The 23,265-nt window shown below is 64.5% G+C and carries 19 protein-coding genes; 9 read left to right on the top strand and 10 right to left on the bottom strand.

The genetic code is table 11. The annotated features are described in order from the left end of the window. Positions 1-269 precede the first annotated feature (269 nt). The gene (locus ACRQDJ_RS03740) at positions 270-2,684 is read left to right on the top strand and encodes a YPDG domain-containing protein (protein ID WP_101595557.1); all 2,415 of its coding nucleotides are present in this window, start codon (positions 270-272) and stop codon (positions 2,682-2,684) included. 171 nt (positions 2,685-2,855) lie between these two features. Here the strand turns inward: ACRQDJ_RS03740 and ACRQDJ_RS03735 are convergent, their stop codons facing one another. Genes ACRQDJ_RS03735 through ACRQDJ_RS03725 form a run of 3 tightly spaced genes read right to left on the bottom strand, consistent with a single transcriptional unit; the run spans position 2,856 to position 5,589 of the window. Then, complete coding sequence (locus tag ACRQDJ_RS03735) at positions 2,856-3,692, bottom strand: metal ABC transporter permease (RefSeq protein ID WP_035277154.1); 837 nt, start codon at positions 3,690-3,692, stop codon at positions 2,856-2,858. A 23-nt stretch (positions 3,693-3,715) separates the two neighbouring features. After that, positions 3,716-4,567 carry a metal ABC transporter ATP-binding protein gene (locus ACRQDJ_RS03730; RefSeq protein WP_087070226.1) on the bottom strand — a complete coding sequence of 284 codons (852 nt, stop codon included), beginning with the start codon at positions 4,565-4,567 and terminating at the stop codon, positions 3,716-3,718. 44 nt (positions 4,568-4,611) lie between these two features. Then, complete coding sequence (locus tag ACRQDJ_RS03725; protein ID WP_087071150.1) at positions 4,612-5,589, bottom strand: metal ABC transporter substrate-binding protein; 978 nt, start codon at positions 5,587-5,589, stop codon at positions 4,612-4,614. Between the two features lie 336 nt (positions 5,590-5,925). Here ACRQDJ_RS03725 and ACRQDJ_RS03720 point away from each other — a divergent pair, with 336 nt between their 5' ends. Beyond that, positions 5,926-6,972, top strand: coding sequence for a hypothetical protein (locus tag ACRQDJ_RS03720; RefSeq protein ID WP_087070224.1), 1,047 nt, complete (start codon positions 5,926-5,928; stop codon positions 6,970-6,972). Here ACRQDJ_RS03720 and ACRQDJ_RS03715 read toward each other — a convergent pair. Continuing rightward, on the bottom strand, positions 6,946-7,737 hold the full coding sequence (locus tag ACRQDJ_RS03715; RefSeq protein WP_087070223.1) for a ribonuclease E inhibitor RraB: 792 nt from the start codon (positions 7,735-7,737) through the stop codon (positions 6,946-6,948). The two genes, ACRQDJ_RS03720 and ACRQDJ_RS03715, sit on opposite strands and share 27 nt — an antisense overlap. An 88-nt stretch (positions 7,738-7,825) precedes the next feature. Between ACRQDJ_RS03715 and ACRQDJ_RS03710 the strand changes: the two genes are divergently transcribed. Then, a complete protein-coding gene (locus tag ACRQDJ_RS03710; RefSeq protein ID WP_101657654.1) occupies positions 7,826-8,566 on the top strand; it encodes a hypothetical protein in 741 nt (246 codons plus the stop codon). Next, positions 8,559-9,020: a hypothetical protein gene (locus ACRQDJ_RS03705; RefSeq protein ID WP_143231834.1), complete on the top strand. Its 462-nt coding sequence runs from the start codon at positions 8,559-8,561 to the stop codon at positions 9,018-9,020. Before ACRQDJ_RS03710 ends, ACRQDJ_RS03705 begins: the two co-directional genes overlap by 8 nt. 99 nt (positions 9,021-9,119) lie before the next feature. Here the strand turns inward: ACRQDJ_RS03705 and ACRQDJ_RS03700 are convergent, their stop codons facing one another. From ACRQDJ_RS03700 to ACRQDJ_RS03690, 3 genes are all read right to left on the bottom strand, one after another. Further along, positions 9,120-11,921 (bottom strand): ATP-dependent RNA helicase, encoded by a 2,802-nt coding sequence (locus ACRQDJ_RS03700; protein WP_435717788.1) that lies wholly within the window; start codon positions 11,919-11,921, stop codon positions 9,120-9,122. A 100-nt stretch (positions 11,922-12,021) separates the two neighbouring features. Further along, complete coding sequence (locus tag ACRQDJ_RS03695) at positions 12,022-12,780, bottom strand: response regulator transcription factor (protein WP_284904019.1); 759 nt, start codon at positions 12,778-12,780, stop codon at positions 12,022-12,024. Continuing rightward, entirely contained in the window at positions 12,761-13,831 is a 1,071-nt protein-coding gene (locus ACRQDJ_RS03690; RefSeq protein ID WP_284904017.1) for a sensor histidine kinase, read from the bottom strand. Before ACRQDJ_RS03690 ends, ACRQDJ_RS03695 begins: the two co-directional genes overlap by 20 nt. A gap of 124 nt (positions 13,832-13,955) precedes the next feature. Between ACRQDJ_RS03690 and ACRQDJ_RS03685 the strand changes: the two genes are divergently transcribed. The 3 genes from ACRQDJ_RS03685 to ACRQDJ_RS03675 all read left to right on the top strand — a co-directional run bounded on the left by ACRQDJ_RS03685 (position 13,956) and on the right by ACRQDJ_RS03675 (position 16,925). Continuing rightward, a complete protein-coding gene (locus ACRQDJ_RS03685) occupies positions 13,956-14,738 on the top strand; it encodes an ABC transporter ATP-binding protein (protein WP_284904014.1) in 783 nt (260 codons plus the stop codon). After that, complete coding sequence (locus tag ACRQDJ_RS03680) at positions 14,735-16,126, top strand: ABC transporter permease family protein (protein WP_435717787.1); 1,392 nt, start codon at positions 14,735-14,737, stop codon at positions 16,124-16,126. Before ACRQDJ_RS03685 ends, ACRQDJ_RS03680 begins: the two co-directional genes overlap by 4 nt. Before the next feature lie 223 nt (positions 16,127-16,349). Beyond that, entirely contained in the window at positions 16,350-16,925 is a 576-nt protein-coding gene (locus tag ACRQDJ_RS03675; protein ID WP_284904010.1) for a flavodoxin, read from the top strand. 131 nt (positions 16,926-17,056) lie between these two features. On the opposite strand, the gene ACRQDJ_RS03670 is transcribed toward ACRQDJ_RS03675, so the two are convergent. Further along, complete coding sequence (locus ACRQDJ_RS03670; protein ID WP_435713204.1) at positions 17,057-18,049, bottom strand: diaminopimelate dehydrogenase; 993 nt, start codon at positions 18,047-18,049, stop codon at positions 17,057-17,059. Next, positions 18,046-18,681, bottom strand: coding sequence for a TetR/AcrR family transcriptional regulator (locus ACRQDJ_RS03665; protein WP_284904006.1), 636 nt, complete (start codon positions 18,679-18,681; stop codon positions 18,046-18,048). Before ACRQDJ_RS03665 ends, ACRQDJ_RS03670 begins: the two co-directional genes overlap by 4 nt. Positions 18,682-18,968: 287 nt before the next feature. Here ACRQDJ_RS03665 and ACRQDJ_RS03660 point away from each other — a divergent pair, with 287 nt between their 5' ends. After that, positions 18,969-20,453 carry a DUF1846 domain-containing protein gene (locus ACRQDJ_RS03660; protein ID WP_159455036.1) on the top strand — a complete coding sequence of 495 codons (1,485 nt, stop codon included), beginning with the start codon at positions 18,969-18,971 and terminating at the stop codon, positions 20,451-20,453. A 97-nt stretch (positions 20,454-20,550) separates the two neighbouring features. Here the strand turns inward: ACRQDJ_RS03660 and ACRQDJ_RS03655 are convergent, their stop codons facing one another. Then, positions 20,551-21,675 (bottom strand): FHA domain-containing protein, encoded by a 1,125-nt coding sequence (locus ACRQDJ_RS03655; RefSeq protein WP_284904005.1) that lies wholly within the window; start codon positions 21,673-21,675, stop codon positions 20,551-20,553. A gap of 96 nt (positions 21,676-21,771) precedes the next feature. On the opposite strand from ACRQDJ_RS03655, the gene ACRQDJ_RS03650 reads away from it, so the two are divergent. Next, the gene (locus tag ACRQDJ_RS03650) at positions 21,772-23,235 is read left to right on the top strand and encodes a hypothetical protein (protein WP_284904004.1); all 1,464 of its coding nucleotides are present in this window, start codon (positions 21,772-21,774) and stop codon (positions 23,233-23,235) included. Positions 23,236-23,265 lie beyond the last annotated feature (30 nt).

Raw genomic sequence — 23,265 nt, 5'->3', positions numbered from 1 at the left:
CGAGGAGACCCCTTTCCCCGCACCCTTGCGCGAAGTTTGTCACCTCAATAATTTGAGTTTATACCTTTTTACGACGACGCACACCCGCCTCACGCCTCCTTTTCGCACAGCACCGCCGATTCACACCCAGCCCTACCCAGCCCCTCCCCGCGCCAACCATCCACCCAACTCGCACCACTTGAACATTGTCCTATCAAGATCGCTTTAGCTAACACTAAATTTCATTTAGGGTTAGAAGCATAAGTAACCACAACTCTGGATAGGACATCATGGCAAAGATGCGCAAGCTCGCTGTCGGAACACTATCCGCCCTCACGGTCCTGGGATGCGGAATCGTAGCCCCACTCGCCGTGGCGGACGTTCCCACAGCGGATAACCCCAGCCCGGCCATCGTTTCGGGCCTGGCAGTCGGTGATGGCAGCCTCATCACCCCGCAAGATAAGAACGGTAAAGACGCAAAATTCAGCGTAGGCATGCAACTGCGCGCCGCCGACGGCTCGGTTTCGAATAATTTCCCGATGCCTGTTGACCCTCGCGTGGATCCGCTCAAGCGTTTAAAGTGCATGCGGAACAATCTCATTGACCTCACGCAAACAACCCAGCTCACCGCACGAATCCAAGTGCGTAACAATACCGCTTCTCCCCTCTACGGATTCAACTACCAGGTCGGGTTGCGCGATGGCGATGCCGAGTACGATACCACTGGCAGTCAATCCGAACCGTCGGGTTTCGTCGTCGACGGCCCCAAGCTCAAAGAATTCATCACCACCTCCGGCGTATCCTCCAAAGTCACCATCTGGCTCATCCTCAAGGACGGCACCCAAAAGACCCTCGATATGATGACCGATGCGGATTGGGGCAACGTGGCAACGGTGTGGATCCGTGGCATCCTCCCGGCTTCTACCGGCCCGGATGATGTGATCACGGTGGACGTTCCGCTCAAGTTTAATCAAGACCCGGCTACGTTTACCGGCTTGACACCAGTTGCTTCACTGCAGAACTACAAGCTGGTTCTGGCTGGAACCGACTATGGCGAAGCTATGTCGAAGAAGGCCGAAGGGTATAAGCGGATTATCCGCTTCCGCGGTTTCACTCCGCTCACGCAGCCCGATAACGGCGCTGCTGCCAGCCAGCACGGCACCACCGGTAAGTTCGTGGCGGTAGAAAAATCCGATGCCGCTAATTACAGCGACCTCTCCGGCCCCTTCACCCAGGTTCCCCTCGCCGTGCAGCAGGCCATGCCCGCGGTGAAGCACCGGGATGTGAATGCCGAGAAGAAGGTGCCCTTCGCTGACGGTTTCAACCTGCAGTACCAGGCCACCTACGCCAATGGGCTACGCTCGCAATGCGAGGGCTACGAGAGCATGATCTCGAAGATTTCAACGGCCACGGTGAATTCCTACCAGATTGACCTCATGCCGATTCGGGATGCGATCCGCGATAAGGGTTACTCGGTTGGGGCAACCGCTGACCAGATCATGCCGGTCTACACCTACGGGATGTCCGCCCAGCAGCCCAGTTTCGTGGATGCCCAGGGCAATCCCATCGCGATGAACGAAGGCGCTTATGCCCCGCTCGCCGCGGAGCTCTCCAACGCACATGTGCGCCTGGTCAAGGTTATTGAGGCCAGCGATATCACGATTCCGCAACACAGTGCTTACAATTCCCGCGCTCAGCTGAGCACGATCCGCGGCCTCGCGGAGCAGGCAGCGCAGGCGGGCAACCTCGACCTGGCCACCCTCACGAGCGACCGCGATCCGCAGGCGCTCACCGATGCGAAGCAGGTCATCACCTATTCCACCGCGAATTACGATGCCCCGGATGGTACCGGCATTCCCACCCGCGTGATTATCGACGCGTCCCAGGTGGATACCGCCACGCCCGGCGTTTACCCGGTCACCTACAAGCGCGCCGTGAAAACGCAGGACGCCGCGGGTACCTGGGTGGAAGATATTGTGTCCACAACGGCGCAGGTCACCGTCACCGCGGTGAACGCTGCTTACCAGCCGGCCTCCGCCGCGCGCGAGAATCTGGATCCGGTCACCGTGAACGTGCCCGCCCCGAGTTTCACGGATGCGAACGGCGCTGCGGTCACGCCCGCGCTCAGCGTGAACGGTGCTTACGCGCTCAATGACGGCGCGACCCTGCCGAAGGGCTGGGATGTTGTGGTTAATCCGAACGACGGCGCACTCACCGTGACGATGGGGAAGGACGCTGCCACCGGAACTCACGAGCTGCCGATCAAGGTGACTTTTGCCGATGGGAGCAGCACTGTTCTCAACGCGCAGGTGAGCTTCACCCAGAAGGCTGCGACGCTCACCCCGGGAACTCCGATCCCGCCGGAGCCCACGGTTGAACCGACTGTTGATCCAACGGTGGAACCGACCACCGAGCCGACGGCAGACCCGACTGTTGATCCGACTGCTGCCCCAACGGTAGCGCCCACGGAACCGAGCGTTACACCGACCGCGCCCACAGCTGCTCCGACCACCGAACCGACCGTTGCGCCGACAGCCGCACCTGCGGCCCCGAGCACCGCACCGGCCGAACCGACGGCGCCGAGCAAGCCCGCCCGCGTCGTCAAGAAGAAGCTGCCCGCTACCGGCGCGGAGAGTGTCTGGCTGCTGGCTGGCGCTCTCGCCCTGGCGGGAACCGGTCTGCTGGTACGGCGCCGGCATAGCTAAGTAACGCCCATCCAGGCGCGGCACAGCGCCCAGCTAAGCAGCGCATAGCCAGCTACAAACAGGTGTGGCCCGGAACCGCGAAGGTTCCGGGCCACACCTGTTGAGCAACACTTTTGACCAGGCAACATCCCTTGGCAGGCAAGCCCGCTGCCAGCTAGCTGCGCCGTCGTGCTATGCAGAAACCGCGGCGCGGGTGCGCGCGCCCTCGAGTTTGCCGCGCAATCCGTGCGGGGAAATCAACCAGACCACCAGGAACATAATGCCCTGGGCCGTGACCACCGCGGCGCCGGAGGGCAGGTCGAGCCAGTAGGACACGTACAGGCCCACCAGCGCGCACACGGCAGCGAAAACCGGCGCGAAAATCAGCATGACGCGGAAGCGGTTGGTGACCAGGTACGCCGTGGCGCCCGGCACGATCACCAACGCGATAATGAGGATCGCGCCCACCGCCTGCATGGCCGTGACCACCGTGAGCGCCAGGCAGAACAGCAAAATCGCGCCGAGGCTGCGGGCGCGGATGCCGATGGCTTGCAGGTGGGTGGGGTCGAAAGCGTAGGCGGTCAGGTCGCGGCGCTTGAAGAGCAAAATCGCGAGCGCGAGCGGGGCCAGAATCACCACCTGGATCATGTCCGCGCGCGTGACGCCCAGCAGGTCGCCGAAGATCACGTGGTTGAGGTCTACATTGGAGGGATTGAGTTTGATGAGGATCAAACCGATCGCGAAGAATAAAGTAAACACTGCTCCCATGGAGGCGTCTTCTTTGACTCGCGAGGTGGAGCGCAGTAGGAAAATCAGTGCCACTGCGATGAGGGCGGCGATGACCGCGCCCAGGGAGAAGGGCATTCCCAGTACATAAGCGATGACCACGCCGGGCAGAATCGCGTGCGAGAGGGCGTCGCCCATAAGCGACCACCCGATGAGCACCAGCCAGCAGCTAATGACCGCGCATACAATTGCCGCGGTGAGGGTGACCGTGGCCCCGCGCACCATAAAGGGGTGCGTCCACATTTCAACGAAAAGTTCGTACCACACTAGCGATTCTCCTTTGCCTTGCGCAGCTGCGTGGTCGGGTCTGTGGCCGGATCCGTGGCCGGGTCTGCGCCCGAAGCGGTTGCCGGATCCGCGGCCGGATCCGGTTCGCCGTGATCGGGGACGACGCCGAAGGCCTGCATGAGGTGCTCGGGCTTCATGGCCTCGGCCACCGGGCCGTGGAAAATGACGCGGCGGTTGAGGAGGAGCACTTCGGAGCACAGCTGGGGCAGGCCGGCCAGATCGTGGGTGGCGACCAGGATGGTTACCCCGGAGGCCGCCAGTTTCTGGAGCAGCGCAATAATCATGGTTTCCGAGGGTTTATCCACCCCGGCGAAGGGTTCGTCCAGGAGCATGAGCTGGGCGCCCTGCGCGATGGCGCGTGCAATAAACACGCGTTTGCGCTGCCCGCCGGAGAGCGAGCCGATCTGGCGCTCCGCGTAGGGAGTCATTTCCACCATATCGAGGGCGTGGCGCACCGCCTCGCGGTCCTCGGCGCGAGCGCGGCGGGTGGGACCCATGAAGCCGTAGCGGCCCATGGTCACCACTTCCTGCACGCTAACCGGAAAAGCCCAGTCCACGCCTTCGTTTTGGGGGACGTAGCCGACCAGACCGGCTTTGCGGGCTCGCGCGCCGCTCTGGCCGAGGATCGTAATATCCCCGCCGTGGCGCACCGATCCCATAATTGATTTCATGAGCGTTGATTTACCCGAGCCGTTTTGCCCCACGAGGGCGCAAATAACCCCCGGGGTCAGCCCGAAGCTCACCGAGGTGAGGGCCTGCACCGAGCCGTAGCGCGCGTGAACACCGTTCACCTCAAGAGCGTATTTCGGAGTTTCTGCTGGTGTTGCCACCGTTTCTCCGCCTTTCTGCGATTGTGCGTACGTGCGAGCGGCGTTTACTTGCCGGCGGGTTTCGTGGCTTCGCTCGCGGATTCGCTGGCCTTGCCGGTCAGCCCGCGGGTAATGAGATCGGCGTCGTACCGAAGCAAATCGAGGTAGGTGGGCACGGGGCCGTCCGCCTCGGAAAGCGAGTCGACGTACAGTAAGCCGGCCACCGGAACACCGGTGTCTTCGGCAACGGACGCCATTTTGTCGTCCACGGTGGATTCGCAGAACAGCGCCCGCACCCCGGAGGTGCGCACGAAATTCTCGAGGTCGGCCTTCGCCTTGGGGGTTTGCGCGCCTTCGGCATTGACCGCCCACAGGTACTTTTCTTGCAGGCCGTGATCGCGCGTGAGGTAGGAGAATGCGCCTTCGCAGCTCACCAGCGCGCGCTGGGATTCGGGGATGGTGGCCAGGGCCGCGTCCATATCGCTGGCGATGGCATCCAGTTGTTTCTTGTAGTTTTCTCCGTTGGTGCGGTAATCCTCAGCGTGGGCGGGATCTACTTTCGCGAAAGCGGCGACCATATTATCCACGTACAATTTGCCGTTCTTCGGGCTCATCCACGCGTGCGGATTCGGTTTGCCCTGGTAATCGCCTTCCGCGATGGCCACAGGTTCGATTCCGTCGGAAAGGTTAATGCGTTCCGCGGTGGAATTCTCCACGAATTTTTCGAACCAACGCTCCAGGCCCAGGCCGTTGTACAGAATAATATCCGCGCCTTCCGCGCGTTTAATATCGCCGGGCGAGGGCTGATAATCGTGAATTTCTTCGCCCGGGTTGGTGATCGAGGCGACCTCCATATGCTCGCCGGCAATATTGCTCGCCATATCGGCCAGCACCGTGAAGGTGGTGAGCACTTGCGGTTTCTCGCTTCCCGCGCTTTTTTCCGGCGACGACGCAGCTCCGCAGGCCCCCAGCAGGGCAAGCATGCTCGCCAGCAGCGCGGCCAGGCCGGCCCGGACCGCACCTCGTTGATATCCGATTCCCATCACCATCCCCTTTCTGGCTATACTGGGCGTTGGTGCCCTGATCGGATGCACCCTGTGAGGAAGCCCAACGCTCGTAAGTAAGGGTACCCTTACTTTTTGGTGACGGAGCCTAATCCTACGCGATATCACCACCGCGCGCGAGGGTTTTATCCCGCAACTGGGACTTTCTCCCCGAGTATTCGCCACATTTTTTACTTAATATGACATCGCCCACCGCGCCGCCCTGCGTGAACACCGCAGAGCCGTACGCGAACATTACAGAGCCCTGCGTGAACATTACAGAGCCGAGCGTGAACACCGCATTTTGCTGTCGGAGGCCCCGGGTAGACTTCCCCCATGGATGAGATGGACGCTATCGGTCGGGAAATTGACACCATCGCCGCTTCCCTCGGCGATATTCCGGAAGCCGAACCCGGCGAACCGGGCTACATCATTAATACCTGGGAACGCGTGGTGACCGCGTGCCGGGCGGGAATGCGCCCGGTGGCATCCACGGAGGGGCTGCGCCTGGCCGTGGCTATCGGGCACAACCTGAAAACTGTGGAACTTTCCCCGGCGCGCGATGGGGAGGGGCGTTCCTATCTCAATCTGCGCTGCTCGGTGGGGCGGGCGGATCTCATCGATGTAACCGGCCTGGCCGGCTGGGTTTTTGAGACTTTTTCTCTGGGCGATGTGCGTATTGTCGGAGAGGATGTGGTCCTGCACCTGGCGCTGCGCATGGCCGGATTACCTTTCTCGCGGCTCACCAGCATGGTGAAGTTCCTCGTCGTCGCCGCTATTGACGCCACCGCGGTATTCGTGCGCGGTCTCGATAACGTTCCCCCCACGAAAGATGATCTTTTCGGGCCGGAGGCGGTGGCCGGCGCCGGCGATATTCTGGAGGATACGTTTTCCGCTCGCCCAGAAATGAATCCTTTTGTGGGCAATGCGCCCGGGGATGCCGATCAGTTCACGGATCCGACCGGGGTGGATGCCCGTTTTGATGAGCTGCTGGGCACGGCCGGGGTGTATCGCTGGAACGGTTTGGTTTCCGCGCTCGCTCCGCTGCTCGGGCAGCGCGATGCGGCTCAGGCCGAATACGGTTTCGGGGCTACCCTCCGGGTGGATGGCTCTGAAGTTCCGGTGGTGATGCTGCGCAATACCCTGGTGAGCGGGGCGGATAGCGCGGCCGTGACCTTGCGCCTGGGTGATGCTAACGCGGATGCGGTGCGGGAGGCAGCCCGCCAGGCCGCGGCTCTACCCCTCGGCGGAGTGGTGGTGCACGGCACGGATCTTTATTTCAGCCACGCTTTTGAAATTAGCGGGCAGCGGCCCGGGTGGATCGCCAGCCAAATCGAGGGCGCGGCGCGGTGTTCACTACTGCTCGGCCGCGGGCAGTTCTAGCACGGCTTCTTGGAGCCGCTCCCACAGATCCGCTTCGGCGTCATAAGCTTCGGCAACGATGGATTCGGGGAAGTAGGCGGTATCGCGTTCCAGGCCCAGCAGGCAAGGGTAGAAACCGCCGCGCTGGCGGTAGGCCACCCAGGCGAGGGGCGCGTGGGCTACCAGCCGGTCCCCGATGAGCACCCCGAGCCCGGAGGCGAGGGCCTGCCGGGAGCGCTGGCCGCGCAATTCGGGCAGCAAAGCACAAATATCGTGCAGGTTCTGGGGCAGTTCCCGCCCGCGCGGCACCAATTTCTTCGCTTCTTCGCGCGCTTCGTGTAAATAATTCTCATCCCCGGGGGCGAGCCAGCCGATGCTCCCTTCCGGGTAATAATCGGGATTATCGCATTCGCGCAGAGCCGGCAGCAGCGAAGCTTCCCAACCCAGGTAACGCCCGTTGGTGGCGGCGGCAATAAGCTCCAGGTAGGAACGCGAATCGGCGATGACCCCGTTATCCACGGAGGTAGCGGACCACAGGGTGAGCATCCAGGAATCTTTGGACCGCCCGAATTGGGAAAGTTGCGATTGCTGAACCCAGCCGTTGCGTTGCAGGCGGGTGCGGGCGGCCACCGCGGCCCGGCGCGAAGAAAAACGGAGGCGATTGATCCACATGCGCGGGGCAGTCAGGCGCGCAGCTTCGGCGACCATAGCAAGCAGGGCCCGATCCAGGGCAGCAGCGTCCGCCTGGTTGTCACTCTCGGGGGCCAGATGTGCTCCATGCGCCATGGCTGCTGGTACCGTCCTTTGCTACTCGAGGGCCGCGGAAAAATCACGAGGATGCTCAGGGGGCCGTCCGCGGACAAGCGTGGACGGGATGATCTCTATTGTACGCGGCGCGCCCGGCCTGTGCCGCATTCTGCCGCCAACGTGGAATACTGGTGAGGTGGTATCACAGTTCACAACATGGGAGGATGCCGCCGCGGCCCTGCGCGATACTTATGCGGGCGCGCGGGCGGATGAGACTCCGGCTTTACGATTTGTCACTCACGGGGTGCCGGTTACCGCCTGGCCCGGGCAGTCCACCCGGCGCGATAGCCGCGCCGTCGTTCATCTTGCGGCACCGGTGCTCACCGGCGCGGAGCTGCGTAAGTACGACGGCGCCGCCGCATCCGCGGCGTCCAGCACGCACGCAGCATCTGAGCCAGGCACGCAAGCAGGCACGCAGCCCGCCGCCAAAACCGGCGCGCAACCCACTACGCAATCCGATGCACAATCTGATGCGCAATCTGACTCGGTGCTTTCCCGCAATGCGGCGGCGGTGCTGGAGCATTTCGGTATTGACCCGACCGGCCCGGATCTGATCGCGGTTCTGCGCGCCGCGGATGCGCTGCCGATTGGTGGGATTCGCCTGCTGGGCGGGCGGGCGCATATTCATTACGCGGTGGCGCTGCCGGTTCCGGCTGAGCAGTTGGCCGCTTGCGCGGCTTTGGTGGCGGCGCAGGCCCGGGCGATGAGCGGCGCGGATGCCTCTCATGCGGGCGGCGCTGATGCGGCATCTCCGGCCGGCGCGGATGCGCTTTCGGATGCTACCCGGGAGGGGGAAGCTGATGTCTAAGAAGTCGGGGCGCGGAGCGTCCGATTCTCGTGATGTGACAACGGCGGCGGGCCTGTATGAGGTGCTGGTGGCTGATTACCATGCCCAGGCGCTGCCGGATGGGGTGCATTACCGTTTTGAGGTGGTGTGGCGTTCGGAGTCGGATAAACAGGAGATGATCGCGAGTTACGCGAATGTTCCCGGCTTGGGGGATGTACTGTATGTGGCGGCATCGCTGGTGGAGTCGCCAACGGAGGCACGTACTCGCGATATTTTGGAGCGGATCGGCGAGTTTTTGGATGGTGATGCGGTGATGTCGGGTGGTCACCTCCAGTTGCGGATTTGTTTGCCGATGGCCGGGCTCACGATTGAGATGTTGCGGGCGCGCTTGCGTAATCTTGCCGGCGCTGCGACTTCTATTCGCCGGGATTTTGCCGACGACGACGAAACTGGCACCTTGACCTTCGGCTACTGAGGCATATCCCGGGGCGACCTGGGCGTACTTTAGCCGTAGGCCTTCACCTACCCGCCCGCGCGGGCGTGAGCAGTATGGGCGCATTGTAGCGGTGCGGGTTTAGCGGCTCTGACCCGGGCGGCGCGGGCGGGCTCGTTTGGTTGGGCTGGCGGTGGCGCCGTTTTCCGGCCAGGGGTGGCGCGGGTAGCGCCCGCGCATTTCTGCCCTGACTTGGGCGTAGGGGCCGGCCCAGAAGCTTTCGAGGTCGTCGGTGATGGCAACGGGCCGAGCGGCCGGGGAGAGTAGTTCAAGGGTGACGGGGATGCGCCCGCCGGCCAGGCGCGGCGTTTTGGTCCAGCCGAAGGCTTCTTGGACGCGCAGGCGAACGGTGGGCCGGCCGCCCTCATAGTGGATGGTGCGTTGTTCTCCGGTGGGGATGGTGAGGCTGGCGGGAGCGAGTTCGTCCAGGTGGGTAGCTTCCGGCCAGGGCAGGAGGCGTTCAATATTTCCCGCCCCGAGGTTTCCCCAGGTGCCGCCCCGGGCGAGGGCGGCGAGTTCGGGGCCGGCCAGTTCGTCAATGCGCTGGCGTAGTGCGGTTTCGCTCATATCGGGCCAGGGTTCACCTAGGACGGTGTGGAGGAAGGCGAGACGTTCGCGCAGGGCTTGGGCTCCGGCGGTGAATTCCAGCGGGAGGGTTCCGGAGCTGGCCGCGGTGCTCACCCACGCGGTGGCGGCTGCGCGCGGGAGGCGCTCTACATCCCGGCCGGCGAGTTCGATGGCTCCCAGCCGGGTGGTTTCCCGGGCCCGCAGACGGCCTTTCCGATAGGTGATTGCGGTGCCGGTGGTGATGAGGCCGCGGCCGGCTTGGCGGGCGAGTTCTTCATCGGCGGGTACGGCGGCACGGATGAGTGCATCCGCTCGGCCTTGGCTGGCGCTCACTTCTGCGACCGCGAGCCAGGGCGTTCCAAGGAGCGGGGAGCCTTGCGGGAGTACTGCCCCGCTACCGTTGGCCAGGAGGTAGCGCCCCGAGGTGCTATCCACCGCGCGGGCCAGCAGATCCGGGTATGCCCAGGCGGTTACGAGGGCGAGGGCATCGTCACTGCGGGCCGCCCGGCTGGGTTTCCCGGAGCCAGCTGGGCCGGTTGTACCGGAACCTGCGGTATCGGTTTTCCCGCGGATGGCTGCGCCGCTGCCAGATTTCCCACTGTCACTCTGCCCGCTCTCATGCCGCCCGCTGCCGGCTGCCGTGGCTTCGCCCAGGGCGCGGCGGGCTAGTTTTTCGAGGCGCTGGGCTTGCCGGGCCCAGGCCGGTGAGACGGCGGTGGGCCATCGGGCCAGATCAGCCCCGGGCAGCCGGGGTGATTCCGCGAGCGCGGCAACGATCTGGGCGGCTGTACCTGCCCCTAACCGCGGGGTGGTTTCCAGCAGGCTACGCCCCAGGCGGGTGCTGACCGGAAGCGGGGCGAGGGTGCGGGCCAGGTCCGTAACCTGCCAGGCGCGCTCAGCGCCGGTACTCTCACCGGCGACGGCGCTCCCGTGCGTCTCGGTTCCGAGCGTCCCACCATCGGCCGCATCATCCCCGGCGTCGTGTTCTGCCACCATGCAGCCGAGGGCGGTGAGGGTGCGCATGCCAGCCGCCACGCCCGGCTGCGGGGGCGAGTCCAGGAGGGCGAGCCCCCGGCCTTCCGGGGCACCCCATACAGCTGCTTGCAGCAGAAAATCGGTGAGATCCGCGGTATAGATTTCCGGGGTGGAACGTTCGGCGAGGCGCGCCCAGGTAGCTTCGCTCATGACCCGATACACGGTTCCGGGGCCTAAACGCCCGGCGCGCCCGCCGCGTTGGATACCGGCGGCTTGGGATTCCAACACCGTAACGAGCCCGCTGATGCCACTGGCGTAATCGGTGCGGGGTTCCCGGGAAAGCCCGCTATCCACCACGATCCGCACCCCGGGTACGGTGAGGGAGGATTCCGCGATAGCGGTGGTCACAATAATGCTGCGAGTTCCCGCAACTTCACGGAGTGCGGCATCCTGTTGAGCACCGGTGAGGGAGCCGTGCAGGGGTGCCACCCGGGCAGGTAGATGCCCAAGCAAACCCACCACGTGCTCCACTTCCCGCACCCCGGGCAGGAACACCAAAATATCGCCGAGTTCCACCTCCCTAAAAGCGCGTTCCACCACCCGGGCCACGTGCGCCAGGAATTCCCGGCGCACCCCGAGTGCGCCCTCCCGCGAAATTGTGCCCAGGGGTTCTTCCCCGCGCCCGGGCGGTGCGTAGCGCAGCGTGAGCGGGTGGAGCACGCCCGGAATATCCACGATCCGCGGGGTTTCCCCGGGTGCTGCGGCCCCCGCTTCCAGCAAAGCCGCGGTGCGCTGGGATTCCACGGTGGCGGACATGGCCACCAGCAAAAGGTCCGGGCGGAAAGCGGCGCGGGCTTCCAGGGCGAGGGCGAGGGCCAGATCGGCATCGAGGTGACGTTCGTGTACTTCGTCGAAAATAAGCGCGCCGACACCGCGCAATTCCGGGTCGCTTTGCAGGCGGCGCACCGCGATACCGGGGGTGATCATTTCGATGCGGGTTTCCCGGCTCACCTGGGAATCCCCGCGCACGCTATAGCCGGCGGTAGCACCTACCGGTTCCGCGAAAAGTTCAGCCAGGCGCCGGGCCGCAGCCCGCGCGGCCACCCGGCGCGGCTGAATCACGAGGACCCGCCCGGGCTGAGTACCGCCCGCATCGGTTCCTCCACGCACGCCTTCCGCGAGCGCGCTGGCCACCAGCGGCGGAATGAGCGTGGTTTTCCCGGTTCCCGGCGGCGCGCTCACCACCGCGAGCGGCAGCGCGGCGCGCACCTCATCGAGGTGGGCTGCTACCGGCAGCGAGGGCGGGGCAGCGAGCAGGCGAGCGCAGGGATCCGAGGTCATGCTCCCATTCTCCCACGGGCCTCCGACACAATTTTCAGCCCGAACCGCAGCCTGCGCGAACGGCGCACCCCGCCCACTGAGCGTAGGCGCACCACCCGCCTCAGCCCGCGCGCGAGGTTTCCGTCAGATAGGCCAGCACCGCCCGCACCCGGCGGTTTTCTTCCCCGGGCTGCATCCCCAGCTTGAGGAAAATATTTGCCACGTGTTTGGAGACGGTTGCCCCGGTGAGGTAGAGCTCGGCGGCGATTGCTGAATTGGCATATCCACGCGCCATGAGCTCCAGGATTTCACGTTCGCGGGAGGTGAGCTCCGTGAGAAGTGACGGCGTCGTCGCCATTAATTGGGCCGCAACATCCGGATCCACGACCACGCCGCCCACCCCCACAATTTCCAGGGACCGCACGAAATCCGCTACCCGCGCCACGCGATCTTTGAGCAAATACCCCAGGCCACCGGGCGCGTCATCCTCGTTCCCGGAAGCATGCGTGACCGCGGCGCCGTTCCCGCCGGCGCTCGCACCCGCGCTTAGGCCCGCCCCGCTCGCACCCGCGGCCGGGTGGAAAAGCTCGCGCGCGTAGGCCGGCGCCACGTATTGGGAAAGCACCATAATGCCCAGGGCCGGGAATTCGCGGCGCAGGTCCACGGCGGCGCGCAGGCCGTCGTCGCTCATGGTGGGCGGCATGCGCACATCGGTAATGACCAGGTCGGGGACCTCCCCGCGGGCGGCGGCCACGCGCACCGTCTCGCTCAGCTCCGGCGCGGTGGCGGCGGTGGCCACAATCGTGTGCCCGCGCCGCTCCAGCAGCCCGCACAGCCCCTCGCGAAATAGCGCGGAATCATCAGCAACGACCAGACGCATCCGTCCCCTCCGTTCTCATATTTTCGGTTTCCGGCGCAACGTCCGGCGCCGCGACCGTCGCGGGCACGTCCGTAGCCCTCGCCACCCCGGCCCCGCTCCCCCATTCGCCGCGGTGGAGCAGCAGCGGGATGCGCGCGCGAATTTCCGTGGGCCCGCCCACCGGGCTGGAAATGCGCAGGCTGCCGCCGAAAGCCGCGAGCCGCTCGCCGATCCCGCGCAGGCCGCTGCCCGGGATAACGCCGCCCGGGCCGGTATCGGTAATGCTGAGATGGAGGTCATCGTCGGCAATAAGCAGCACGGTCGCGGTGGCGGCGGGCGCGTGTTTCGCCACGTTCGTCAGCGCTTCGGCCACCGTGAAATACGCGGCGGCGATCACGCCTTCGGGGATTTCGGGCAGCGGGCGCGGCACCCGCAGGGTGGCTGGCACCGGCGCGGAAACCACCAGGTCGCGCACCGCCGCCTCCAGCCCCAGGTCAGAGAGCACCTTCGGGTGGATTCCGGCCACGGTGCGCCGCAGTGAGGTAAGGGCGAGTTCCGCGCGGTCCTGCGCGGATGCCATGCGTTCGCGCGCGGCCGCCAGATCCGCCGAGCTCACAACGCCGTTCGCGTCACCTTCCAGCAGAAACGCCGCCTCACCCACGTCCATCGAGGTTGCGACCAGGTACTGCTGGGCGCCGTCGTGCAGATCGCGTTCGATGCGGCGCCGTTCGATTTCAAAAGCCGCGGCAATGGAGCGTTGCGCGTGCACCACGTCGCGATGATCGGATGGCTGCGCCATCCAGGTCGACGACGCCGGGGCCACGTCCGCGAGCGCCCGTCCGTTCCCGCGCCACACTATCCATGCGGCCCCACCCAGGGCCAGCAGTCCGGACAGTCCGATGATGATAGGAATCGGGCTGAATCCGCCGAGCAGCGAGAGCCCCGCCACCGCCACGAATACCAGGGCGATGGTGCCGAGGCCACCGGCGAGCACCCCGCGCATCGTGGCGCGGCGGAGTTGTTCGGCCACCACGCGGGTGTTATCTACGTGCATGGCGCTCTGCGTTGTCATACCGCCATGGTAGCCGGGCACCGCCCGCCACCACGCGCAAATCCGGGAATGGTAGACCTAGCTCTACCATAAGTGTGGAGTACGAGCCCTGCCGCCGCCGGCCAATCGGAAGTTGACTAGAGCCATGAACACAGCACAGAATCTCGCCCCGGACCTGGTGGCGAATAATCTCACGAAGAATTTTGGGAGCGTGGCGGCGCTGCGCCAGGTCTCGCTACGTATTCCGGGCGGGCAGTCGGTGGCGATTATGGGGCCTTCCGGTTCGGGTAAGTCCACACTACTGCACTGCCTGGCCGGGATTATCGCGCCCACCACCGGCACGGTGCTCCTGGGCAACGAGCCGATTTCGGATATGTCCGATGGACAGCGCTCGAAAATGCGCCTGGAGAATTTCGGTTTTGTTTTCCAGGATGGTCAGCTGGTTCCCGAGCTACCGGCCCGCGAAAACGTGGCGGTGCCGCTGCTGCTCCAGGGCAAGCCCCGGCGGGAGGCGCTGGCCGCGGCGGATATGTGGCTGGCGCGCCTCGGGGTGGAACCCGAACGCCACCGTAGGCCTGGCGAAATGTCCGGCGGGCAGCTCCAGCGTGTGGCCATTGCGCGTGCCTTGGCGGGCCAGCCGGCGGTAGTTTTCGCTGATGAACCCACCGGTGCCCTCGATCAGGCCACCGGCCATGAAGTCACCCAGATCCTGACCACCGCCGCGAAAATGAGCGGGGCCACCCTCATTATTGTTACCCACGACCCGAACGTGGCCGCCTGGTGCGAACGCCTCGTGGAGATTCGCGACGGCGTTATTCACGCCGATTCGGCTAACGTGGCCACGTCCGGATCCGCACAACCCGGCACGGCGCGCCCCGGCGCACCGAGGCCCGGCACCACCACCGCGAACGGGGGCGAGCTGCAATGAAAGTCCTCTCCTTCGCGCCCCGCCTCACTCTGGCGCGGCTGCACGCCCGCACCGGTAACGCCTGGCTAGATATCCTCGCGGTCCTCAGTTTCACGCTGGCGGCCACCATGGCCCTCACCATCGCCGGCGGCATCTTCATGTTCTATAACTGGAATTTCTATCCGAGCCTGGCCATGGCCGCCCACCTCGAAGCCCTGAGTGAGACCATGGGCGCCGGCCTGACAGAAATGTACCTTGGCCTGGCACTTTTCGCCGGGGCGCTCCTAGTTATCCCCATTTCTTCCCTGGCTTCCGGGGCTGCGCGGCTGGGTGCGCAGGATCGCTCCCAGCGCCTGGCCTCCCTGCGCCTGGTTGGCACCACCCGCAGCCAAACGATTGCGATCTCGCTGTGCGAAACGGTGGTGCAATGGCTGCTGGGCACCGCCCTGGGCACGGTGCTTTACCTGGTGACGCTGCCGGGCTGGCGCGCGCTGAGCTTCCTCGGGCTGCCCATTAATCCGGCCCAGATGCTGCTGCCGGTTCCCTTTATCGCCGCGGTTATTGCGCTGCTCTTCGTGGTGACCTTGGTATCGGCGCTCGGCGGGCTGATGCGGGTATCGATTTCACCCCTGGGGGTGGCGCGCCGCGAAACTCCGCGTGCGCTGCGGGCGTGGCGCCTGGGGGTGCTCGTCGTCGCCGGAATTATGTATGTGCTGGTGGCGAATGCGCGTGGGGGTTCTACGCCCATCGTGCAAATCGTCATGATGGCGGGCGTGCTGCTGGTCTTCCTGTTCGCGCTTTCGGTGGCGGCTTCCTTTATCATTCAGGCGCTGGCCTATCCGCTCACGCGTTCGCGCCGCGCGTCGTTGCTCATGGCGGCGCGGCGGATTCTCAACGATCCGCGCGCGGTGTGGCGTAGTGTCTCCACCCTCGCGCTGCTGTGTTTCATCGGTGGCTACACCTCCACGCTTCCCGAGCGCAGCGGTTCGGATTCGGTGGCGATTCGCTTGGTCTCCGCCGATATCGGCACGGGCGTGATGGTCACCCTCGGTTTCGGTTTCGCGGTGGTGGCGCTGTCCAGTCTCACGAATCACGCCTCCCTCGTTTTCGAATCGGCGCAGCAGACGCAGTCCTTGCGTTTCCTCGGTTTCCCCACGGCCGTTTTCACGCGGATTCGGATCCTGCAAACTTTTATTCCCCTGGTAGTAACGACGGCGCTGACCACCGCGCTCGGGGTTGGTATGTCTCTTATGACGAATTACTCGTGGGGTGCCCGCTTGGATACCGCTGCTTTCACGAAACTCGGGATCATTACGGTTCTTGGTTTGGCCATGTGCTTGGTGAGCATTCTGGTGGTCACACCGCTGGAAACTCGGGTGGTGCTGGCGCGCGGGCGCGCCAATGATTAGGGCGCTGGCAGGTGAATAACGCGGGCGGGCGGGTGAATCAGAGGGGGCTGGCAAGTGAATCAGAAGGGGCTGGAACGCGAATAATTGAGAAACAATTCAGGAATTAAGCGTGGACGCCCCGGGTATAAAGACCCGCTGGTAGCCCGGGCTCGGTGGCAGAATGGATGATGTTCAGGTCACAATTCTCAGTGCGGAGGGCTCGCTTCGCGGGAAGGAAATTCCGATGTCAGAAATTCGTGCGGCTCAGCAGGAAACGCCGGCGGATGCGCGCCGCCCGCGCTGTCTCGTAGCTTTCTTCTCGCGTGCCGGCCTGAATTTCTGGGACGGCGAGGTGCGTAACCTCGAGATCGGGAACACCAAGGTGCTGGCGGAAAAAATCGCAGCGCGCCTGGGTGCGGATACTTTTGAGATTGTCCCCGCGCACCCCTATCCCGCGGATCCGAATGAGACGCACGCCCAGTCCACCCGCGAACTTGCGGAGGGCATTTACCCGGAGCTTACGGCCCCGGCGCCCAGCGCGAGCGGGTACGACGTCGTGCTTGTCGGTTTCCCCGTCTGGTGCGAGCAGGTCCCCCCGGTGGTGCAGACCTACCTGAAGTCCGCCGGGCTCACGGACCAGCTAGTGCTGCCGTTCACCACCTGGTCCGGCTCGCCGAAGGTGGAAATCGAATCGACGTTCACGAACCTGGCCCCGGAGGCAACCACCGGCGTGCCCTTCTCCGTGCGCGGTGAGAATATCCACGAGGCCGCTACAGATAGCGCGCTAGAGGAATGGCTGGCCTCCGCGAATTTAATCTAGCGGATCCCGAGTTCGCGATCATCCTCGAGATCATCGAGGAACAGCTCCTATTCCGGTTTCTGAGCTTTTTTCACCCGCTGAACATACCCCAAGGCATAGCAGGTCGCGAGGATAATCACCGGGAACCCTCCCTACAGCAAATCCGCGCGCAGCTGCGCTGCGCTGGCCGGGTGAAGCAAAGCCGGCGGAACATCGAAGAGGGTAACCGCCCCGCGTTCCCCGCGCGCGTGCATCCGCGCCACCGCGCGGGCGCAGGCCACCAGCACCGACCCGGTGAATTCCGGATTGGAATCCAGCGCGAGGTTGAAATGCAGGGCGTGCGAAGTCCCCGGCGAAGTGGTTCCGTGCCGAATCACATCGCCGCCGTGCGCCATCCCGGTGTGCTCCGCGGCGAACTCCTCCTCGGAAATCACGTGGACTTCAGTTTCGTATTCGGCAAAGTAATTCGGCATCGTCACGATGGCCTGGCGCACTGCCTCCGGATCCGCACCGCTCTCCAAGACCACGTAAACGATCCGGCGATGCTTATCGCCCGCGCTGAGCTGGCCTTCCGTTTGCCCGGCCAGGGCCGCAGCCCGCACCTGCTCCTTGGGAACGGTGTACTGCACCGCGTTTTTCACGCCCGGCACCCGCCGCACCGCATCCGAATGCCCCTGGGACAGCCCCGGCCCCCAAAAAGTTTCCGCGTGCCCGGCCGGCAAAACCGCCTCGGCCAACAACCGCTGAAGCGAAAACAGGCCCGGGTCCCAACCAGCGGAAATGAGAGCGAGGGTGCCGGCCGCGCGGGCGGCGTCGTCGACCTGTTCGAAATGCGCAGGAATCCGCGCGTGTGTATCAAAAGAATCCACCACGTTAAAACCGGAGGCAACCAGCGGCGTTTGCGTATCGAGGTCCGATTTCGAGCCGCCGCAGTTAATAACGACGTCGATTTTGCCGGTCCAGCGGTCACGCAGCTGCGGATCGGTGAGTTCGGCGGCGGGGAATGCCGGGCCGGAGGCGGTCATCACGCCTTCGCGGCGGGTGAAGACCCCCACCAGCTCCAGGTCGGGGGCGAGACTGAGGGCCTGTTCCACCCCGCGGCCTAGATTGCCGTAGCCGTTGATCGCGATGCGCGCGTGTGTCATGCGTGTGGTTCTTTCTCGAGTTCGTCATCTGTATGCCCGGCGGACATAGCAAGAATAGTGTGACGGGCAATCCGGCATACATCCTCGAGCGACGCGCCGGTTTCCACCTGGCGAAATGCGTCGGAAATGAGGGCGCGGCTGAATGAGGTCCAAATATCAGGATGCGCGATACCGGTATCTTTCCAGCACATTTTGAGGGCGTCAGTGAAGAAACCGTGGGCTTTATCCACGCCCATTTTGGTATGCGCCGTGGCCTTCTCCGAACCTTTCCCGCGTGCCGCACGCATGAGACCCATGAGCCATTTATGCGAGTCGCGCTGGCCGGACTGGCGGATGCACGCCACCACCAGCTGCGCGAGGCGTTCGCGCGGTTCGGCATTCATATCCACCTGGCCCATCACCTTGGCCCGCCACCTGGGCACATTCCGTTCGAGCACCAGCAGCCGCAGGTCTTCAACCGACCCGACATAGCGGTAAATGGAGTTGCGCGCGATACCCGCAGCCGCAGCCACCGCCCCGGCCGAGAGCGGTTTGCCCGGCTCGTCTTTGAGAATCTTTTCCGCCGCATCCACGAGCCGGGCTATCATCATTTCCCGATGCTCGCGGACCGTTGGTGCAGAAATCTTTGGCATATCTCCTCCCAGCGTCGCCCCCTATTGTTGCGGACTCAATCGATGAGCGCAACGGTTTAACCACGCCCGGTTTTGCCTGCCCGTAGCATTCGCGCCCTCACCGCCAGCCCGAATGCCCCGCGCTCCCGCACACGCCCGCCCGCTCGATGCGAAATCCGGCGCGAGGCGCTACACTTTGTCGGTACTGCTGAGGTGACCGAGAGAGGCGATCCGGCGTGGCTGATAAAAACGCGCGTAACTCCATCCCTACTACAGAAACCCCTTCCCCTTCCCCCCATATCCCCTCATTGCAGAGCATCGGATTTGATCGGGAAAAATACATTAAGCTCCAGTCCCAGAAAATTCGGGAGCGCCGCGAAAAGATCGGCGGGAAGCTCTACCTGGAGATGGGCGGCAAGCTTTTTGATGATTTCCACGCCTCGCGGGTGCTGCCCGGTTTCACCCCGGATAACAAAATTGCGATGCTGGCCGAATTGAAGGATGAGCTGGAGATTGTGGTTGCCGCTAACGCGCGCGATCTCAAGGCGAAGCACCGCGCCGACCTGGGCATTTCTTATGAGGATGAGGTGCTGCGCCTCGTGGACGTATTCCGCGAAGCCGGCTTCATGGTCAATTCCGTGGTGCTCACCCAGTACGAGGAAGATAACCACGAGGCGCGTGATTTCCGCCGCCGTCTTATTAAATTGGGTCTCAATGTGGCGCGCCATCGCCGCATCCCGGGCTACCCCTCCAATACCGCGCTCATCGTTTCCGAGGACGGTTTCGGAAAGAACGAATACGTGGAAACGCAGCGCGATCTTATTGTGGTGACGGCGCCCGGCCCGGGTTCCGGCAAGCTCGCCACCTGCCTTTCGCAGCTCTACCACGACCACCAGCGTTCCATCACCTCCAATTACGCGAAGTTTGAGACTTTCCCGGTGTGGAATATTCCGCTGGATCATCCCGTGAATCTCGCTTATGAAGCGGCAACGGCCGATCTGGACGACGTCAATATGATCGACCCCTTCCACCTGGTCGCCTACGGCGTGCAAACGATTAATTACAATCGCGACGTCGAGGTGTTCCCGCTGCTCAGCCTGCTGCTGCGCGAACTTTCCGGGGAAACGCCGTACAAATCCCCCACGGATATGGGCGTTAACATGGTGGGATATTGTATTTCCGACGACGACGTTTGCCGCGAAGCCGCCCGCCAGGAAGTTATTCGCCGGTATTACCGTGCGCTTGTTGATGAGAAGCGCAGCGAATCTGAGCCGGTATGTTCCGAACGGATCGCCCTCATCATGGCCAAGCTCGGGGTGACCGGCACCGACCGGCCGGTGGTGCCCCCGGCGCTGCGCAAGGCCGAGGCCACGGGTGGGCCGGCCGCCGCGCTCCAGCTTCCCGATGGCAGAATCGTGACCGGGAAGACTTCGGAGCTGCTGGGTTGTTCCGCCGCTGTTTTGCTTAATGCTCTCAAGGTGCTGGCCGGGATTGATGATTCGGTCAAGCTGCTGGCCCCGGAGGCCATCGCCCCGATCCAGACCCTCAAGACGGAGCACTTGGGTTCGCGTAATCCGCGCCTGCACACCGATGAAGTGCTTATCGCGCTCTCGGTTTCCGCGGCTTCGGATCCCACCGCGGCGGCGGCGCTGAGCAAGCTGAAGGATCTGCAGAATTGCGATGTGCATACCACTACGATCCTCGGCTCCGTGGATGATGGTATTTTCCGTTCCCTGGGCGTGAATGTCACCAGCGAACCGCATTACCAGCGTAAAACGCTGTATCGGAAGTAGCCGAGCGGGCGAGTCAGCCTGCGTGGCGCGGCGGGCAGCCCGGGTGTTCGTATTCCCAGGTAGCCCGGCGTGCCGCTGAGGATAAGGCGCGGCGGCGCTAGCTGCGGTAATGAACCGTGAAGCTGGCGGCGTCACCCATATCTACCAGGTCCCCATCTTCCAGGCCGACCGCGTGATCAGGTTCGATGCGGCGCAGCGGGCCGTCCCCGTGCTTGAGGTAGGTGCCGTTATTGGAATGGCAATCCCGCAGGAATGCACCGCCCGCCTCCACCAGAACTTCGCAATGGGTGCGGGAGATCTCCTGACGCGGGGAAGGAACCGGGAGGAGTTGGGTAGCTGCCGGATCCGAGCCCGCGGCCGCGGCATCGAGGAGCGGGCGGCGCCCCATAATAATATTTTTGAGAGCCGGGCTCACCCCGCCCAGCACCACCGTCTCCCCGAAAGAGAAACGTAATTCGACCGCCGGAAGCGGGGCGGGAATGCCGGAGGAAGGATAGGGTTCGGTGGCCTGCACCGGGTAGGCTTCGGTAGCCGCGGCGTAGCTGGGCACCGGGGCGCTCTCCACCGCCGGCGCTGCTGGCACCGCTGAAGGCACCGGCGCCGCCGGTGGAAGTGGCGGTGCCGGAAGTTCCGGAACCGCCGGGTGGGCAGCCGAAGCTTCCGGGCGATCAACGGGCAGAGCTGCCGGGCGCTCAACCGCAGCCGCAGGCCGGCCGCTGAGAACCGGGCTGAGGCTAATGCGAGCGCCACCGGCGCGGGCCATGCCGCGCTCTAACGGGAGGGCCGGGCCAGGTGCGGGAGCTGCGCCGTCGTTCCCGGGGGTACCGGCGCCCCAGGCCGCGCCGTCGTTCCTACCGAATGCCGTGCTTTCCGCACCCGCAGCGCCCGCAGCGCCAACGTTCCCCACCGTCACCGTGGTGTCCTGGGTGGTGGCGGCTTCTTGCCAGGTGAGGGCGTTACTGCCGTCCGCGACCGCGCGGCCGGTGACGTCGCGAACAATGAGGCCGTGCGCGGCTACCCGCAGCAGCGGGCCGTCGGCGTAGAACAGCGCAAAATCCGCGCCCAGCGCGGACCACAGATGCGTGAGAAGAGTGGGGAAATCGTGACCGGCGCGCATCGCTTCCCACACCGCGGCTGGATCGGCAGGTAGGGCGGGCGTGAACACCGCCAGGCCGGGCACGCAGGCCAGCAGCCCATCACCGGGATAAGAATAGGACGGCATGGCTCCTCCTCGACCTGGTTCCATGAGTCACATCTCTGCTTGCAAGGATACCGCGCCCGGCAAGCGGCCTGCGCCACTTTCTGCCAGAATAGAGGTATGTCGCTCATGAATTGGGCCCTCGAGGTCGCCACCGCTCATCCCGAACTCGCCGGCGCGCTGGTCAATGCCGACGGGCCGTGGCTGGATGTCCTGCTCCCGGACGGACGCACCTTCCGCTTCCGCCCCTTTGAGATGATCGATCCGGATGCTCCCGAAGACAGCCGGCGCGCACTTCTCAACCGCCTCATCACTATTGGCGTATCCGGGGCCACCACCCCGCAGGTCACCGAAGGTGCGGCCGGGTCCGCCCAGCCGGGGGCGGCGTCGTCGGCCCGAAACGGCGCGAACGCGGGCGGCGCAGCTACCGGAACCGGTGCGGCCGCGGGAAGCAGCGCGCCCGAGATGCCCGGCACCCCTCCGGGCCGCGGCCAGAAAAACCTGTCCTGGCGGGAAATCTTCGCGCAGTTCTTCGGGACCATGGATCCGAGCGACCCGGGGTTTCCGCACCGCGACCCCGCGCTCGATGAGCTCGCGGAGGAGCAGGGTGACGCCGAGGGGCCGATTATGCCGATTGTGCGCGCCGCGGATTATTTCACGCGCGTCAACCGGCGCGAGGATGATTCCTTTATCTACCTGCCGCTCACGGATTTCGTGGGCGTGGGGCTGGCGCGCGATACCCCGGATAACATCATTCCGCTGTATTTCTCGGATCTGGATCTCATTCCGGGAACGGATGATGTGGGTCCGCTGTTTGGGCACGCCGTGGAATCGCTGCGCGGCCTGAATGCGCAATCGGGCTACGCGGCTCTGGAGCTGGTGGTCATGATGTACGCGGGCGCGCGGGTGCTGGCTTTTACCGAACCGAATAATTACCAGAGTTCGTGGTTCGCGGATGTGGATCTGGTCCAGCAGGTGGCGTACTCGATCAGCAAGCAATACAACGGCGCGCTGCCGCTGTTCGTGCCGGCTTCGCGTTCGCGCCTCTTTGTGGTGCTGGCTGATGATCCGGAGCTTCCCGCGCTCTTCAACCGTTTGCTCCAGGATTACGATATCGACGACGCTATCTACCCGCTCCCCCACACCGTGGCCGCGGACGGCTGGATGGAATGGATTCCTATGCCGGATCACCCGGCCTACGCGCCGCTGGCGAATCTGCGCGCCACCTTCCGCGGGCGCATGTACGATCACCAGCAGGAATTCCTTTCGCGCTGGCCGGAAAAGATGGGCCACGTGGCCCTCTACGAGGTGCATGACCTGGACGAAGGCGCGGTGAGCCTCACGCAGTGGCGCCGCTCGGACCACTACGGGTCCATCCCGGCGGTCGCGGATTTCATTAACTATCTTGACGATGCCGATCCGGAAGCCGCCAATATCACCATTCGCCTGGACGTGGCCCGCGATGTGTGGCCCGAAGGCTTCCAGCCGCTCGAAAATGTGTGGCCGCCGCGCTACGAGGTGTCTGGATTCCCCGATCCGGAGACCTTCCAGAAGCTGAGCGACGCGGCGCACCGCGCGTTCTAGGCGCGGGGCCGCGGGCGTGCGGCGGACCGC

Origin of the sequence: Actinotignum urematis (genome assembly GCF_051264595.1) — a bacterium.
Lineage (GTDB): Bacteria > Actinomycetota > Actinomycetes > Actinomycetales > Actinomycetaceae > Actinotignum > Actinotignum timonense_A.
The sequence above is the reverse complement of the archived record's forward strand: the minus strand, read 5'-3'. Positions and strand labels throughout refer to the sequence as shown.

Bases quoted from the DNA above. Each gene is read 5' to 3' on its own strand.
- ACRQDJ_RS03740 (WP_101595557.1), top strand. From the start codon at position 270: ATGGCAAAGATGCGCAAGCTCGCTGTCGGAACACTATCCGCCCTCACG.
- ACRQDJ_RS03735 (WP_035277154.1), bottom strand. From the start codon at position 3,692: ATGTGGACGCACCCCTTTATGGTGCGCGGGGCCACGGTCACCCTCACC.
- ACRQDJ_RS03725 (WP_087071150.1), bottom strand. From the start codon at position 5,589: ATGGGAATCGGATATCAACGAGGTGCGGTCCGGGCCGGCCTGGCCGCG.
- ACRQDJ_RS03720 (WP_087070224.1), top strand. From the start codon at position 5,926: ATGGATGAGATGGACGCTATCGGTCGGGAAATTGACACCATCGCCGCT.
- ACRQDJ_RS03715 (WP_087070223.1), bottom strand. From the start codon at position 7,737: ATGGCGCATGGAGCACATCTGGCCCCCGAGAGTGACAACCAGGCGGAC.
- ACRQDJ_RS03710 (WP_101657654.1), top strand. From the start codon at position 7,826: ATGATCTCTATTGTACGCGGCGCGCCCGGCCTGTGCCGCATTCTGCCG.
- ACRQDJ_RS03705 (WP_143231834.1), top strand. From the start codon at position 8,559: ATGTCTAAGAAGTCGGGGCGCGGAGCGTCCGATTCTCGTGATGTGACA.
- ACRQDJ_RS03700 (WP_435717788.1), bottom strand. From the start codon at position 11,921: ATGACCTCGGATCCCTGCGCTCGCCTGCTCGCTGCCCCGCCCTCGCTG.
- ACRQDJ_RS03695 (WP_284904019.1), bottom strand. From the start codon at position 12,780: ATGCGTCTGGTCGTTGCTGATGATTCCGCGCTATTTCGCGAGGGGCTG.
- ACRQDJ_RS03690 (WP_284904017.1), bottom strand. From the start codon at position 13,831: ATGACAACGCAGAGCGCCATGCACGTAGATAACACCCGCGTGGTGGCC.
- ACRQDJ_RS03685 (WP_284904014.1), top strand. From the start codon at position 13,956: ATGAACACAGCACAGAATCTCGCCCCGGACCTGGTGGCGAATAATCTC.
- ACRQDJ_RS03680 (WP_435717787.1), top strand. From the start codon at position 14,735: ATGAAAGTCCTCTCCTTCGCGCCCCGCCTCACTCTGGCGCGGCTGCAC.
- ACRQDJ_RS03675 (WP_284904010.1), top strand. From the start codon at position 16,350: ATGTCAGAAATTCGTGCGGCTCAGCAGGAAACGCCGGCGGATGCGCGC.
- ACRQDJ_RS03670 (WP_435713204.1), bottom strand. From the start codon at position 18,049: ATGACACACGCGCGCATCGCGATCAACGGCTACGGCAATCTAGGCCGC.
- ACRQDJ_RS03665 (WP_284904006.1), bottom strand. From the start codon at position 18,681: ATGCCAAAGATTTCTGCACCAACGGTCCGCGAGCATCGGGAAATGATG.
- ACRQDJ_RS03655 (WP_284904005.1), bottom strand. From the start codon at position 21,675: ATGCCGTCCTATTCTTATCCCGGTGATGGGCTGCTGGCCTGCGTGCCC.
- ACRQDJ_RS03650 (WP_284904004.1), top strand. From the start codon at position 21,772: ATGTCGCTCATGAATTGGGCCCTCGAGGTCGCCACCGCTCATCCCGAA.